This is a genomic window from Acinetobacter sp. HY1485 (assembly GCF_027568475.1).
Lineage (GTDB): Bacteria > Pseudomonadota > Gammaproteobacteria > Pseudomonadales > Moraxellaceae > Acinetobacter.
Genome location: NZ_JANKZG010000003.1, coordinates 75,361 through 90,474, shown reverse-complemented (window position 1 = coordinate 90,474; position 15,114 = coordinate 75,361). Strand labels below are relative to the sequence as shown.

17 protein-coding genes are annotated in these 15,114 nt (G+C 38.0%); 7 read left to right on the top strand and 10 right to left on the bottom strand.

Annotated features, from left to right (window positions below; all coding sequences use genetic code 11):
• Positions 1 to 22: 22 nt before the first annotated feature.
• Genes pstC through PCI70_RS04180 form a run of 6 tightly spaced genes read left to right on the top strand, consistent with a single transcriptional unit; the run spans position 23 to position 5,023 of the window.
• Positions 23 to 1,402: a phosphate ABC transporter permease subunit PstC gene (gene pstC, locus PCI70_RS04205; RefSeq protein ID WP_269914110.1), complete on the top strand. Its 1,380-nt coding sequence runs from the start codon at positions 23 to 25 to the stop codon at positions 1,400 to 1,402.
• Positions 1,399 to 2,739: a phosphate ABC transporter permease PstA gene (gene pstA / locus PCI70_RS04200; protein ID WP_269914109.1), complete on the top strand. Its 1,341-nt coding sequence runs from the start codon at positions 1,399 to 1,401 to the stop codon at positions 2,737 to 2,739. The genes pstC and pstA overlap by 4 nt, the downstream gene beginning before the upstream one ends.
• 14 nt (positions 2,740 to 2,753) lie before the next feature.
• The gene (pstB, locus tag PCI70_RS04195) at positions 2,754 to 3,602 is read left to right on the top strand and encodes a phosphate ABC transporter ATP-binding protein PstB (RefSeq protein ID WP_269914108.1); all 849 of its coding nucleotides are present in this window, start codon (positions 2,754 to 2,756) and stop codon (positions 3,600 to 3,602) included.
• A 2-nt stretch (positions 3,603 to 3,604) separates the two neighbouring features.
• The gene (locus PCI70_RS04190) at positions 3,605 to 3,919 is read left to right on the top strand and encodes an NGG1p interacting factor NIF3 (RefSeq protein WP_269914107.1); all 315 of its coding nucleotides are present in this window, start codon (positions 3,605 to 3,607) and stop codon (positions 3,917 to 3,919) included.
• Positions 3,920 to 4,474 (top strand): nicotinate-nicotinamide nucleotide adenylyltransferase, encoded by a 555-nt coding sequence (locus PCI70_RS04185; protein ID WP_269914106.1) that lies wholly within the window; start codon positions 3,920 to 3,922, stop codon positions 4,472 to 4,474.
• Between the two features lie 27 nt (positions 4,475 to 4,501).
• A complete protein-coding gene (locus tag PCI70_RS04180) occupies positions 4,502 to 5,023 on the top strand; it encodes a YceI family protein (protein ID WP_269914105.1) in 522 nt (173 codons plus the stop codon).
• A 7-nt stretch (positions 5,024 to 5,030) separates the two neighbouring features.
• On the opposite strand, the gene PCI70_RS04175 is transcribed toward PCI70_RS04180, so the two are convergent.
• From PCI70_RS04175 to dapD, 5 genes are all read right to left on the bottom strand, one after another.
• The gene (locus PCI70_RS04175; RefSeq protein WP_269914104.1) at positions 5,031 to 5,477 is read right to left on the bottom strand and encodes a peroxiredoxin; all 447 of its coding nucleotides are present in this window, start codon (positions 5,475 to 5,477) and stop codon (positions 5,031 to 5,033) included.
• A gap of 57 nt (positions 5,478 to 5,534) precedes the next feature.
• Positions 5,535 to 5,933, bottom strand: a complete 399-nt coding sequence (locus tag PCI70_RS04170; protein ID WP_269914103.1) for a hypothetical protein — start codon at positions 5,931 to 5,933, stop codon at positions 5,535 to 5,537.
• A 12-nt stretch (positions 5,934 to 5,945) separates the two neighbouring features.
• Positions 5,946 to 6,617: a 7-cyano-7-deazaguanine synthase QueC gene (gene queC / locus PCI70_RS04165; RefSeq protein WP_269914102.1), complete on the bottom strand. Its 672-nt coding sequence runs from the start codon at positions 6,615 to 6,617 to the stop codon at positions 5,946 to 5,948.
• Between the two features lie 15 nt (positions 6,618 to 6,632).
• Positions 6,633 to 7,346 carry a 7-carboxy-7-deazaguanine synthase QueE gene (gene queE, locus PCI70_RS04160; RefSeq protein WP_269914101.1) on the bottom strand — a complete coding sequence of 238 codons (714 nt, stop codon included), beginning with the start codon at positions 7,344 to 7,346 and terminating at the stop codon, positions 6,633 to 6,635.
• 71 nt (positions 7,347 to 7,417) lie between these two features.
• Positions 7,418 to 8,239 carry a 2,3,4,5-tetrahydropyridine-2,6-dicarboxylate N-succinyltransferase gene (gene dapD / locus PCI70_RS04155; RefSeq protein WP_269914100.1) on the bottom strand — a complete coding sequence of 274 codons (822 nt, stop codon included), beginning with the start codon at positions 8,237 to 8,239 and terminating at the stop codon, positions 7,418 to 7,420.
• A gap of 237 nt (positions 8,240 to 8,476) precedes the next feature.
• Here dapD and carO point away from each other — a divergent pair, with 237 nt between their 5' ends.
• Entirely contained in the window at positions 8,477 to 9,214 is a 738-nt protein-coding gene (gene carO, locus PCI70_RS04150; RefSeq protein ID WP_269914099.1) for an ornithine uptake porin CarO, read from the top strand.
• Between the two features lie 39 nt (positions 9,215 to 9,253).
• On the opposite strand, the gene PCI70_RS04145 is transcribed toward carO, so the two are convergent.
• The 5 genes from PCI70_RS04145 to purH all read right to left on the bottom strand — a co-directional run bounded on the left by PCI70_RS04145 (position 9,254) and on the right by purH (position 15,080).
• Entirely contained in the window at positions 9,254 to 9,949 is a 696-nt protein-coding gene (locus PCI70_RS04145) for a methionine ABC transporter permease (RefSeq protein WP_269914098.1), read from the bottom strand.
• Positions 9,946 to 10,977: a methionine ABC transporter ATP-binding protein gene (locus PCI70_RS04140; protein ID WP_269914097.1), complete on the bottom strand. Its 1,032-nt coding sequence runs from the start codon at positions 10,975 to 10,977 to the stop codon at positions 9,946 to 9,948. Before PCI70_RS04140 ends, PCI70_RS04145 begins: the two co-directional genes overlap by 4 nt.
• Before the next feature lie 73 nt (positions 10,978 to 11,050).
• On the bottom strand, positions 11,051 to 11,908 hold the full coding sequence (locus tag PCI70_RS04135) for a MetQ/NlpA family ABC transporter substrate-binding protein (RefSeq protein ID WP_269914096.1): 858 nt from the start codon (positions 11,906 to 11,908) through the stop codon (positions 11,051 to 11,053).
• Positions 11,909 to 12,215: 307 nt separating this feature from the next.
• Positions 12,216 to 13,499, bottom strand: a complete 1,284-nt coding sequence (gene purD, locus PCI70_RS04130; RefSeq protein ID WP_269914095.1) for a phosphoribosylamine--glycine ligase — start codon at positions 13,497 to 13,499, stop codon at positions 12,216 to 12,218.
• Between the two features lie 12 nt (positions 13,500 to 13,511).
• Positions 13,512 to 15,080, bottom strand: a complete 1,569-nt coding sequence (purH, locus tag PCI70_RS04125; RefSeq protein WP_269914094.1) for a bifunctional phosphoribosylaminoimidazolecarboxamide formyltransferase/IMP cyclohydrolase — start codon at positions 15,078 to 15,080, stop codon at positions 13,512 to 13,514.
• Positions 15,081 to 15,114: the final 34 nt, after the last annotated feature.

Sequence of the window (15,114 nt, the reverse complement as noted above, 5' to 3'; positions counted from 1 at the left end):
CACGCTTTTTTTTGGAGAGAAAATGAATCTGCTTGTATTAGGGATATTACTTGCGCTTATTGCAGTGGCATATCAATTTGGTTTAAGAAAAAGTCGTAAATTGGCAGGTGCAGGTAAAAATACAGTAACGTTACATTCACGTCCTACCTATTATGGCGCTTTTGTTGCGTTATGGTGTGGTGTTCCTGCTTTTTTAATTTTTATTTTATGGAATATTGTTGAACCAACTTTGTTAAAGCACGTGGTTTTTAATCAGATTCCTCAAGATGTTTTAGCAAATTTAGATGCAACAGGAAGAATAGTTTTACTTGATCGTGTGCATGCAATTGCGTCAGGTTTTGGTGTGACAGATCAAGTTCAAAGTTATGAAATGAGTGCAGCACAGCATTATGCCAATATTGAAAAAATTGGAAACTATGCAAAATTTGCTGTTGTGGTATGTGTGGCTCTAGTTGGTCTATTGATTACACAAAAAAAAGTAGAAAAAGACTACCGTGCACGTAATTACGTTGAAAAAATAACAAGAATAGGGCTAGCGTTGTGTTCGGGCGTTGCCATTTTAACCACAATTGGCATTGTGTTATCTATGCTCAGTGAGGCATTGCGTTTCTTCCATTTTGTCAGTCCTATCGATTTTTTCTTTGGCACAGAGTGGAATCCAGGATTTAGCACATCGGGTAATGCATCAGGTAGTTACGGTTTGTTACCGTTGCTCTGGGGTACATTTATGGTGAGTGCGGTGGCTTTGTTGGTGGCTATTCCTGTGGGATTAATGACCGCAATCTATCTTGCTGAATATGCATCACCACGTTTACGCGCTTGGGCAAAACCTGCCATTGAAGTTTTAGCAGGTATTCCAACCATCGTATATGGCGTATTCGCCTTGATGGTTGTGGGTCCGTTTTTTAAAGAAGTGGGTGATGCTATTGGAATTAGCATCAATGCAACAAGTGCACTTACAGCAGGCGTTGTGATGGGTATTATGATTATTCCATTTGTGTCTTCTTTATCTGATGACATTATTACGCAAGTACCACGAACACTGCGTGATGGATCACTTGGTTTAGGGGCAACGCAAGCCGAAACAGTGCGTAAAGTGGTATTACCTGCAGCATTGCCCGGCATTATTGGTGCATTTTTATTGGCTGCCTCGCGTGCCATTGGCGAAACCATGATTGTAGTACTTGCAGCAGGCAATAGCCCGTTATTGCATGTCAATCCATTAGAAGCTGTATCTACCGTAACTGTAACAATTGTAAACCAATTAACAGGCGATACCGATTTTGCAAGCCCGCAAGCATTGGTTGCATTTGCACTTGGTTTAACACTATTTGTAATTACATTGGGCTTAAATATTGTGGCACTTTATATTGTGCGTAAGTACCGTGAGCAATACGAATGAATATGACACGAGAAGAAAGAAAGCAAAAGATCAGTCAGTCTCTTGCCAAACGTCACCGTAAAGAAAAAGGCTTTCGTTTCTTTGGATTGGCTGCTGTACTCACGGGTTTAATGTGTGTTGTTTTGTTGTTTAGCAGTATTTTATACAAAGGTTTACCTGCATTTTGGCAAATGAGCTTAAATGTACCTGTGTATCTAGATCCTAAAATGATTGATGCAGGGAGTAAGCCTGTACAAAAAGCCAATGAAACACCTGCAATGTATCAAGCGCGTTATATTGATTGGCAAACTAAAATGGGCATGGTGGATTGGGATGCATTATTGGTTAAAAGTATTGAAAACCAAGATAAATCTTTGACTCATCAAGAAGATAATTTACGCAGTATTTATACCAGCTCTGAGGCATATCGCTTGCGTGATATGGTTTTTGCCGACTCAAGTTTAGTCGGCAAAACAGTGGATATGAAGCTACTTGCTGACGCTAATGTAGATGTTTGGGTAACAGGCAAAATTGATCGTCAATTGCCTGACCAACAACAACAGTTAAGCCCAGAAGTGCGTCAGTTGGCAGATAAACTTGTAAAAGATGGTGTGTTAACCAGTCAGTTTAACTTCCAAATTTTTACCAATACAGACTCGCGTAGTTCGCCTGCAAGTAGTGGTTTATCAGGTGCGATTGTTGGCTCTTTATATATGATGCTGATTGTTATTTTTGTCTCTATCCCTGTAGGGGTTGCAAGTGCGATTTACTTAGAAGAGTTTGCAAAGAAAAACTTTATCACAGATGTGGTGGAAGTAAATATCAATAACTTAGCAGCAGTACCTTCTATTGTATTTGGTTTATTAGGTGCAGCTATTTTTATTGGTTGGATGCACTTGCCACTTTCAGCACCTTTGGTTGGTGGTTTGGTACTGAGTTTAATGACATTACCGACCGTTATTATTACGACGCGTGCGGCACTTAAAGCAGTACCACCTTCTATTCGCCAAGCTGCACAGGGTTTAGGGGCATCGAATGTACAAACAGTATTTCACCATATTTTACCACTTGCGTTACCCGGTATTTTAACAGGTGCCATTATTGGTGTGGCACAAGCACTTGGGGAAACAGCACCCTTGCTTTTAATTGGTATGAGCGCATTTGTTGCAAATGTACCTGCAACGCCTGTTGATCAATCCACAGCATTACCTGTACAAATTTTCTTATGGCAGGGTAATGAGCTACGTAACTTTTTTGAAGGACGTACGGCAGCAGCCATTATCGTACTTTTAGCATTAATGATAGGACTAAACGGACTTGCAATTTGGTTGCGTAAGAAGTTCGAAGTTCGTTGGTAAGATTGAGACACAAAATGACAGTAGTATTAGACGAAAATTCTGTACAAAATAGTACACCAAAGATGCAATATAGTCCTTCTGAATTGAAAAAAGAACCCATTATCAAAGATGTAAAAATGTCGGCAGAAGATGTCCATGTTTACTATGGCGAAACTGAAGCGATTAAAGGGATTAGTTTAGATATTTATCAAAATGAAGTCATTGCATTTATTGGTCCATCGGGTTGTGGCAAATCAACATTTTTGCGTACACTTAATCGAATGAATGACACGATTGATACGTGCCGTGTAACAGGAAAAGTGACGTTAGATCAGCAAGATATTTATGATCCACGTTTAGATGTTGTATTATTACGTGCGCAAGTAGGCATGGTATTTCAAAAACCAAACCCGTTTCCAAAATCTATTTTTGATAATGTAGCTTACGGTCCTAAATTACATGGATTGGCGCGTGATAAATACGATTTAGAAGAAATTGTAGAAAATAGTTTGCGTAAAGCAGGTTTATGGGACGAAGTAAAAGAGCGTTTGCATCAATCGGGTACAAGTTTATCGGGTGGTCAGCAACAACGTTTATGTATTGCCCGCACAATTGCGGTTAGCCCTGAAGTTATTTTGATGGATGAGCCATGTTCTGCATTAGATCCAATTGCAACTGCAAAAGTAGAAGAGCTTATTTCTGAGCTTTCTACGCAATATACAATTGCAATTGTAACGCACTCTATGCAACAAGCGGCGCGTGTCTCAGACCGTACAGCTTATTTCCACTTAGGCGATTTAATTGAGGTAAATGCAACAGAAAAAGTATTTACCAAACCCGATCATCAACTTACAGAAGCCTATATTACAGGGCGTTTTGGATAGGAATGTTAAAACTGATTTACTTTGTACCGCAAAGCCATTTGGAAGAGACAAAAACCGCGCTTTTTAAGGTAGGTGCAGGTACAATAGGCGACTATGAACACTGCGTTTGGCAAGTTAAAGGACTTGGGCAGTTTAAACCTAAAGGTACTGCGCAACCGTTTTTAGGCAAATTAGATCAGTTAATGCATGTTGAAGAGTGGCGGGTAGAAATCATTGTACCTAATCATTTGGCAAAACAAGTGCTTACTGCACTACAAGAAAGCCATCCTTATGAAGAGCCTGCTTTTGAATTTATCCAATTATTAGAAATAAATTAAATGTTTGATTATCTGGTTTTTATTGGGCGTTTTCAGCCATTTCATTATGCACATTTACAAACTGTTGAGATTGCATTACAACGCAGTCAATCTGTTGTTTTAGCTTTAGGTTCTGCACAGTCCGAGCGGAGTTTAAAAAATCCTTTTTTAGCACAAGAACGCGAAAATATGATTTTATCGAATTTTACCTCTGAGCAACAACAGCGGATTAAATTTGTACATATTGTGGATGTGTATAACGATGAAAAATGGGTAAAACAAGTTAAGCAAAAGGTAAACGAAGTAACACACAGTGCATCAAACATTGGTTTGATTGGTCATTTTAAAGATGATTCATCTTACTATCTTAAATTGTTTCCAAACTGGCAACTTGTACCATTAGAGAGTTTAAAAAACTCAATTTCTGCTACACCTCTACGCCAAGCGTATTATGAAGGGCACATTGATACGCAATATTTACCCTTAGGGACACAAGATTTTTTAGTAAATTTTAAACAGACACAAATCTACCAAGATTTACAACAAGAATATCTTAAGCAAAATTGTTTAAACTAAGTCAAATTTTAAGAACTTAGGTTTTAAATGTTAAAAAAATCTTTGCTATTTACACTTTGTATGAGTGCAATTACGGTTAGCCATGCGTTAGAACCTGCAAAACTTTCAGATCAAGGAACAGTTGGTTTTTATATTAAAAAATTTGGCATTAAAATTGTAGATGCTACATTTGGAGAGGTAAATTCAACAGTTAAATTTGATGCAACTCAACTTGCTCAAACACAGATCAATTTTACCATGCAAGTGCCAAGCATACAGCCAACAACAAGTAGTTTAAAAGATATGTTATTGGGCGAAAAATATTTTAATGCTGATAAATACCAAAAAATTGTATTTGATAGTACAAAAATTCAGGCATTAGGACGTAATAAATATAATGTCTTTGGTAATCTAACCATTAAAGGTAAAACACGCCCTGTTGTTTTTTATAGCACTATTACACCAAACCATATTAAAGCAACGACACAAGTACAAATGAAAAACTTTGAGATGAAGTCGATTGCAGATCACGTTGATATCTATGTAGATGGTGATTTAGTACAAAAATAAAGCGAGATTATCTCGCTTTTTGTAATTCTTTTAAATCTTTTAAAATAATCTCGGCATGTCCTGCTGCTTTTACTTTACGATAGCTTTTAACGAGCTCGCCTTTGTAAAAAATGAAGGTTGAGCGTTCTATGCCCATTACTTTTTTGCCATACATATTTTTTTCTTTAATGACATCAAAATGTTGGCACAGTATTTCTTCTTTATCACTAATTAAATTAATACTGAGTTCTTTTTTAGCTGTGAAATTCTGATGTGTTTTAATACTATCGCGTGAAACGCCAATAATTGTGGTATTTTCAAAATCATTTTTTAAAGTAGAAAAATCGACGGCTTGCGTTGTACACCCTGGGGTTGAATCTTTAGGATAAAAATAAAGTATTAACCAGTCCGATAAATCATTAAGATAAATTTCGCCTTGTGTGCTAGCAAACGGCTGTGTAGGAAGTGAAATCATGACATCTCCTTAAAAAAAACTAGCCACATAGAGTGGCTAATTTTTAAAGTTTAAAACTTATTTTTGGTTTGCTTGCGCGTTTTTCATTGCTTCTTCAGTTAATGTTTTAAGTTTAGTGGTTAACTGAGGACCAAAACATTTTTGAATTGCAGCATTTTGCTGTTGAATGAAAGGTAAGCTACTTGGGCTTTTCTTCTGGTTCACAGTGCTAATGATTTGCCATTCTTGTGCTTTGGTTAAACGACCTTCTGCATCTACTTGGCATGCACAAAATTTGTCAGCTTCTGATGACGTGAGTTTACCAGCTTTGCTTGCGCTTTCTTTACAGTTGCTGATTAGTGTACCGCGTACATCTGCGCTTTTAGATGGGTCTGACATTGCATGAGATGCAGTTGTTGCAAATGCAGTTGCTGCAAATAATGTAGAAAGTACAAGTTTTGATTTTAAAAATTTCATGTAATTACCCTTTTATTGTGGTACATAACGTGTGGGATCTTCAACGCCAGCTTGCGCAAAGCCCTCCTTGCGTAAACGGCAACTATCACACTTACCGCAAGCACGTCCTTGGTTATCAGCCTGATAACAAGAGACTGTATGAGAATAGTCTACACCATGTTTTAGTCCTAAATGTATTATATTCCCTTTGGATAAATGTAACAGAGGTGTTTCAATTTTAAGCGGTTTTCCTTCAACGCCTGCTTTTGTTGCTAATGCAGCAAGTTTTGCAAAAGCGTCAATATATTCAGGGCGGCAATCTGGATAGCCTGAATAGTCCACCGCATTTACACCAATTACAATGGCTTCTGCCTGAAAAACTTCGGCTGCTGCCAATGCATAAGATAAAAAGATGGTATTACGTGCAGGCACATAAGTGACAGGAATACCATCTTGTGCTTCTTCGGGGACATGAATGCTATGGTCTGTTAATGCTGAACCACCAAGATTGCCTAGATCAATATTAATAATACGGTGCTCTACACCTAAGCGTTCAGCAAGGTTTTTTGCTGCTTCAAGTTCTGTACTAGAACGTTGACCGTATTGAAAGCTTAAAGCAAGACATTCATAGCGTGCTTGCGCCCAAGCTAAACAAGTTGTTGAGTCTAAGCCACCAGACAGTAATACTATGGCACGAGGGCGCATATTCATCTCCAAAAATTAACGACCTGTTTCATCTTGCCATAACAGTTTATGTAACTGTAATTGAAAACGAACAGTTAAGTGATCTTCTAAAATCCACTGAGCAAGGTCACGTGCAAAAGCAGGTAATTTGGCATTGCCTTTTTCAACTGCAAAAGCAGGTGAGAACCAAACGGTATCGACTTTTTGATTAAGTTGATATTGTGTAACTTGTTGTTTTGACCATTCATAGTCTTCACGGTTACAAATAACAAACTTGATTTGGTCTTTAGGGGTTAAGTAATCAAGATTACTCATCAGGTTACGATGATCTTCTCCTGATGTTGGTGTCTTTAAATCTAATACTTTAGATACACGAATATCTACTTTAGACACATCAAGTGCGCCACTTGTTTCAAGTGAAACTTCAAAACCTAAAGCACACAGTTGATCAATGAGACTGATACAGTTGGGCTGTGCAAGTGGTTCACCACCTGTAATACAAATATACGGGGTGTTATAACTTTTCGCTGTTTCAATAATTTTTTCTAACGACCAACGTTCGCCACCTTCAAATGAATACGTGGTATCACAGTATGTACAACGTAATGGGCAACCTGTTAGTCTAATAAAAACAGTGGGTAATCCTGCCGTATTGGCTTCACCTTGCAAAGAGTAAAAAATTTCTGTAATGCGTAAACCTGCAGATGGGTCTGTTACAGGAATTGATGTTGAGCGAAGGGGAGAGTTCATAGCAAAATTAACCATATCAAAAAAACAAAATCTCTACGATCGTATGACCGTAGAGACTCAAAAAAATTAAATTAGTCTTCGCGTAAAAGGTCGTTTAGACTTGTTTTTGCACGTGTTTGTGCATCTACTTTTTTCACAATGATAGCTGCATATAGGCTATATTTACCATCTTTAGATGGCAAGCTACCCGGTACAACCACCGAACCTGCAGGTACGCGACCGTAGTGAATTTCACCTGTAGCGCGGTCATAAATACGAGTAGATTGACCAATATAGACGCCCATCGAAATAACGGCACCTTCTTCTACAATAACACCTTCTACAATTTCAGAACGTGCACCGATAAAGCAGTTGTCTTCGATAATAGTTGGACCTGCTTGTAATGGCTCTAAAACACCGCCAATGCCTACACCGCCAGATAAATGTACATTTTTACCAATTTGCGCACATGATCCAACAGTTGCCCATGTATCTACCATGGTGTTTTCATCTACGTAAGCACCAATGTTAACGTAAGATGGCATAAGCACTACATTTTTTGCTTGGTAGCTACCACGACGCGCCACAGCAGGTGGTACAACACGTACGCCAGCAGCTTTAAATTGTTCTTCTGTCCAGCCTGAATATTTAGTGTCTACTTTATCGTAGAAATTCAAGTCGCCTGCTGATACAGGTGCATTGTCATTGAGTTTAAAAGAAAGTAAAACAGCTTTTTTAAGCCATTGATGTACAGTCCATTTACCATCAATCTTTTCTGCTACACGTAAAGTACCGTTGTCTAAACCCTTAAGTGCTTCTTCAACAGCATTGCGAATTTCTGCTGAACATGTTGCAGCAGTAAAATTAGCGCGGTCTTCAAAAGCTTGTTCGATAATTGTTGAAAGTTCAGACATCATCCTTTCCTAAAACTGGTCAAAATTTAAATAAGATTCTACACGAAAAAAGAAACGTGAGGGATAGGTAAAAATATAAGAAAACAAAGCGAAAGGCTATACTTAAATTACTTTTATCAAAAAATAACATAAAACGTATAAAAATAGTATAAATATTGGACAAAGTCGGTTTATGATTAAGCTTAAATAACCATCAGCTATAAGTAAAAAGACAGGTTCGCTGTAAGGAGAATATGAATGAAAAAATTACGTTTATTATTAGTTGCTTCTACATTAGCAACAGTTGCGGGCACAGCAATGGCTGATGAGCAAGTCGTAACTGGCGCTAATTCTACAGCATCTCAATATATTCCAACTTCAATTCGTGTAGAGGGCGGTACAACAGGTTACGGGGGAGCTTTATCATGGGCTGTTAATCCTTATGTTGGTGTAACATTGGGTTATAACGGTGGTGATGTTTCTTGGTCTGATAGCTTAAAGGTAAATGGCTCTAAATACGATCTAGACATGAATAATAACAATGTCTACTTAAATGCAGAAATGCGTCCGTGGGGAGCAAGTAATAATGCATTTGCAAAATCCTTTTATGTAGCGGCAGGGGCAGCATATTTAGATAATGATTATGATATTACCCGTAATGTAAGTAAAGGTCGTAATTTTAGTGTCAACAATACTGATTTTAATGCAGATTCAGATGTGCGTTTAAAAGGCAAGCTAAAATATAAAAATGATATTGCACCCTATTTAGGTTTAGGTTTATCACCACGATTTGGTGAGCATTTTGGTATGTTTGGTGAAGTAGGTGCTTACTATATTGGAAATCCAACGGTAAGTTTAAACAGTACAGGGACAGCTACTAATGGTAATGGTCAATCATTAGATACAGCCGTAGCACGTGAAGAGAACAATATTCGTAATCAAGATAAATACAAATGGTTACCAAGTGCGAAGTTAGGTATTAACTACTACTTCTAATTCTAAATTAAAAATGGCATCGTAAAGATGCCATTTTTTTTACCTCATTTTTGCAAGCCAAGTACCTAGACTTTGTACAATCTGTACCATAATCAAAAGTATAATCACGGTTAAAATCATAATAAAACTATCAAAACGTTGATAGCCATAAGCATAAGCTAAGTCACCAATACCGCCACCACCAACAACGCCTGCCATCGCTGTTGCGCCTATCAAGCTAATCATTGCAGTTGTCATATTCAAAATGAGTGTACTGCGTGCTTCTGGTAATATAAATTTAAAAATAATTTGTAAAGGTGATGCACCCATTGCTTGAGCAGACTCAATAATTCCTTCATTGACTTCTAATAACGCAGTTTCAATGAGACGACCCATATAAGGACCAATATAAGCCACCAAAGGCACAATAGCCGCCGCTGTACCAATGGTTTTTCCTGTGAGCATACGTGTTACAGGAATCATGGCAATCATTAAAATAACAAAAGGTAAAGAGCGTAACGCATTTACAATTGGGTTTAAAAAGTGATACACGGCTTTATTGGGTAATATCCCATTAGGGCGTGTAACTAATAGCGTAATTGCCTGTAAGAAGCCCCAAACTGCCCCAAAAATAAATGCCACGACGACCATATAAATAGTTTGCTGTAGCGCAGTTACAAAGTCATCTACACTGACTAAACTTGTCCAAAAGGGTTGAGTTACACGTGTGAGCCATTCAATGAACATATCTTTCATGCCTGTTCTCCTACAGCAGCCTGTGCAACAGATACACCTTGTTCTTCTAAGTAAACAATGGCATGTTTAATTGTGTTTTCTTCGCCTAATAGCTGAATAAACATTTGCCCAATAACAGTGCCATCAATTTCTGTCATGTTGGCGAACAAAATATTAAGACTTACATCGTATTGTTTAATCAGTGTTTGAATAACAGTTTGCTGAGCAGATTTACCTAAAAATTGTAAGCGGTAAATACTATGATGATTTTGATGTTCAAGTTGATTCAAAATATTAACAGGCAGATGATGCTGTAAAACCGTTTGAATAAAATTTTGTGTGGTTGGATGTTGTGGATGGCTAAAAATATCAACAGTTGAGCCTTGTTCAATGACTTGTCCTGCTTCCATCACTGCCACGTGATCACACACAGATTCGATCACATCCATTTCATGTGTCACCATCACAATCGTAATATTTTGCTCTTTATTAATTTTTTTAAGCAGTTCTAAAACAGATTTGGTGGTTTGAGGGTCTAACGCAGAGGTTGCTTCATCGCATAATAAAATTTTTGGATGATTGGCAAGTGCGCGCGCAATTCCCACACGTTGTTTTTGACCACCTGAGAGCTCATCGGGGTAAGCATTTTTTTTGTGTTTAAGATCGATAAAATCGAGTAGTTCTTCTAATCGTTGTTCACGTTTTTCTTTACTTACACCTAAAAGTTGCATTGGAATTTCAATATTTTGTGCAACTGTTTTGGTTTGAAGCAAATTAAAGTGCTGAAAGATCATACCAATATTTGCACGTTCTTGACGCAATGAACGTGCATCCAATGCAGTAAAGTCTTTTTGATTAATAATGATTTGCCCGCGTGTTGGACGTTCAAGTAAATTAATCAAACGAATAAGGGTACTTTTACCTGCACCACTATAGCCAATAAGACCAAAAATACTACCTTCAGGAATGGTAAGGTTAATGTTATCCAAAGCCTGTAAGGTCTGACCTTTAAGCTGATAGTGTTTTGAAATGTTTTTAAATTGAATCATGTGGTCAAAAAACTATGCTAAAAATAAAAACAGGTAAAGTATAAACTTTACCTGCTATGAGTGGGAGATCGGTTTATTTACTATCTTCAGTAAGATAAGAAATAGGTTTGTTTACGTCAACTTTAGTGCCACCAAAGTGTTCGTCAACATATTTTTTCACTGCTTCACTGTGGTAAATGGGTGCAAGTTTTTGCAGTACAGCATCATCTTTACGGGATTCGGCAGTCGCGAGTAAGTTGACGTAAAGTTTAGTTGATTGATTTACAGGTTCATAGTAAATCGCATCTTTAAGAACGTTTAAGCCACCTTCCATTGCAAGTGTATTACCTAATACAATGGCATCTACATCATTTTTAACACGTACAGCAGTTGCCATTTGAATTGGCTTAAGCTGTAAATGTTTTGGATTTGCCGTGACATCGTTTGTAGTTGCTTTAATTGGATCAAAGTTTTGTTTAAGTTGAATTAAACCTGCACTTTGTAATAAAGCCAATGCCCGTGATTCATTTGCTGCATCATTTGGAATAACAATCGTTGCATTGTTTGGTAATTGATCTACTTTTTTATATTTACTTGAGTAAATGCCCATTGGTTCAATATAAGTGGTTGCAAGCGGGACAACTTTTTCTTTATTTTCTGCGTTATAAGCCACTAAATAGTTATAAGATTGAAATGCGTTTACATCAATTTCTTTATTAGCTGTTGCTTTATTCATAGCAACGTAATCTGTAAAGTTCTTAACTTCAAGTTTAATGCCCGCTGCTTTGGTTTCTGGCAACGTTGCAATATAGCGCCATACATCTGTATCTGAACCATCAGAAGCTAATACGACTTTTTGCAGATTTTCTTTATTTTCTTGTTCTGAGTGGTTACCACAGCCTGCTGCAAATAAAACACTTGCACCTAAGACAACGCTTAATACTTTTTTCATGAGATTTATAATCCTAAACCAGTTTTAATTTATGAATTAATGGGAGCGAATTATCAATAACTTTGGAATAATCTCAGCCAATATAAAGGCAGTATTTCAAAGCATTGAGTGCTAGTGTTAGCACAATAGAAAAGCAGTTTTATTGTCGCTAATACAACAACACATAGTTTGCTTTAGAAAAGGCAGTATAAAGTTTCAGAGTTATAAGTCAAAACAATAAAATTCAAAGTCTATATGAATTTTTTTCACTAAGCTTAAAAATTAAGCATGGTGCGATACATTATAATAAATGTATCGCACCATTTTTTTAAGATTGTTCGCGAGAAATTGCACGGTAACCAATATCTGTACGATACTGCATGCCTGTAAATGTCACTTGTCCACATACTTCTAAGGCATTGATTTGTGCCTCAAGTACGCTATCACCTAGTGCAGTAACACACAATACACGACCGCCTGATGTAACAATATGACCATCGGCATTGGTACTTGTACCTGCATGAAAGATTTTTGTATCTTCAGGCGATTGTCCTAAACCTGAAATGACATCGCCTTTACGCACGGTTTCTGGATAACCTTCGGCAGCCAATACAATACCAATGGACTTACGTTGATCCCATTGTGCAGTTGCAGGGAGTTGACCTTGTAAACCTGATTCAATGAGTTCGACGAGTGAGGACTGTAAACGCATCATAATCGGCTGTGTTTCAGGGTCACCAAAACGGCAGTTAAATTCGATTACACGGGGTTGACCTGCGTCATCAATCATTAAACCTGCGTACAAAAAGCCTGTATAGGTATGTCCATCTTTTGCCATACCTTCAACAGTTGGACGCATAATTTCATTCATGACACGTTCGAAAATATCAGCCGTCACCACAGGTGCAGGTGAGTAAGCACCCATACCTCCTGTATTTGGCCCTTGATCACCTTCAAAAATACGTTTGTGATCTTGTGACGTTGCCATTGGTAAGATGTTTTGTCCGTCAATCATGCAAATAAAGCTGGCTTCTTCACCTGCTAAAAATTGCTCAATGACAACACGGCTGCCTGCATCACCAAATTTATTGCTTGAAAGCATATCTTCAATGGCAGCAAAAGCTTCTTCTTGGGTCATTGCGACAATGACGCCTTTACCTGCAGCTAAACCATCTGCTTTGATTACAATTGGCGCGCCATGCTGTTCTACATATGCTTTTGCAGGTTCAATTTCTGTAAAAACATCATAAAATGCAGTTGGAATATCATGACGTTTTAAAAAGTCTTTAGCAAATGCTTTAGAGCCTTCTAACTGTGCAGCGTATTGAGTTGGACCCCAAATTTTAATGTCAGCTTGGCGTACAGCATCTACAACGCCATTTACCAATGGTGCTTCTGGGCCTACAACAATTAAGTCAACTTGGTTTTTTCGAGCAAACGCAATAATGGCTGTATTGTCTAAAATATCAAGTTGTACATTCTTACATTTGTGTTCTGTAGCTGTGCCTGCATTGCCTGGTGCAACAAAGACCGTATTTACTGCTTGGTCTTGCGCAATTTTCCAAGCAAGTGCGTGTTCACGTCCACCATTACCTAAAACAAGAATATTCATGTAAGACTCCAATTAGTGACGGAAATGACGCATACCTGTAAAGACCATCGCAATGCCTGCTTCATCAGCTGCATCAATTACTTCTTGGTCACGCATTGAGCCACCAGGTTGGATGATGCATTTAATACCTGCTTTTGCAGCATTATCAATTCCATCACGGAATGGAAAGAATGCATCTGAGGCCATAACAGCACCTTCCACCATAAGCCCTGCATGTTCTGCTTTAATTGCGGCAATACGTGCTGAGTTAACACGGCTCATTTGTCCTGCACCAACACCAATAGTTTGACGGTTTTTTGCATATACAATTGCGTTTGACTTCACATATTTTGCAACTTTCCATGCAAAAATTAAGTCATCAATTTCTTGCTCAGTTGGTGCACGTTTGGTCACAACTTTTAAATCTTGGGCTTTAATCATGCCTAAGTCTTGATCTTGAACAAGCAAACCACCGTTTACACGTTTGTAGTCTAGCTGTGGTTGGCGTGCATCTAAAGCAGGTAGTGTACCGCATGTTAAAACACGGACATTCTTTTTAGCACTTGTAACGTCTAACACACCTTCTGCAAGGCTTGGGGCAATAATCACTTCAACAAATTGACGTTCAACAATCGCTTTTGCCGTATCTACATCTAACTCGCGGTTAAATGCAATAATGCCACCAAATGCAGATTCTGGGTCAGTTGCATAAGCAAGGTCGTATGCTGTTTTAATGCCATCTAAAGACACAGCAACACCACAAGGATTTGCATGTTTAACAATCACGCAAGCAGGTTTCGCAAATGTTTTTACACATTCAAGCGCAGCGTCTGTATCGGCAATATTATTATAAGAAAGTTCTTTGCCTTGTAATTGCTTAGATGTGGCAATAGAGGCTTCTGTGGCATTGGCTTCTACATAAAAAGCAGCTGCTTGATGTGGATTTTCGCCGTAGCGTAAATCTTGTACTTTATTGAGTTGTGTATTAAATGTACGAGGGAAGCGTTCTACTTGGTTGTCTTGTAAGCGCGAACCTAAGTAAGACGCAATCATGCCATCGTACTGAGCTGTATGTTCAAATGCTTTTACAGCTAAATCAAAACGTGTTGCATGACATAAAGTCTGATTTGTTTTTAATTCATCAATGATTAAGTTGTAATCAGATGCATTCACCACAATACCCACAGAGGCGTGATTTTTTGCTGCTGCACGTACCATTGTTGGTCCACCAATGTCGATATTTTCAATCGCATCATCTAATGAGCAATTTGGTTTTGCGACAGTTTGTGCAAATGGATAGAGATTGACAACAACAAGGTCGATTGGAGCAATATTATGTTCTTGCATAACAGCTTCGTCTATACCACGACGAGCTAAGATACCACCATGGATTTTGGGATGTAACGTTTTTACACGTCCGTCCATCATTTCGGGAAAACCCGTATGTTCAGAAACTTCTACAACAGAAACCTGATTTTCTTTTAATAATTTGTAAGTTCCACCCGTGGATAAAAGTTCTACTCCCAAATTCGCAAGTTCCTGTGCAAATTCAACGATACCTGTTTTATCCGAAACTGAGATTAAAGCGCGTTTAATAGTCATAAGTTTGGTCTTTTAGTTGGGAAAACAAAGGGCA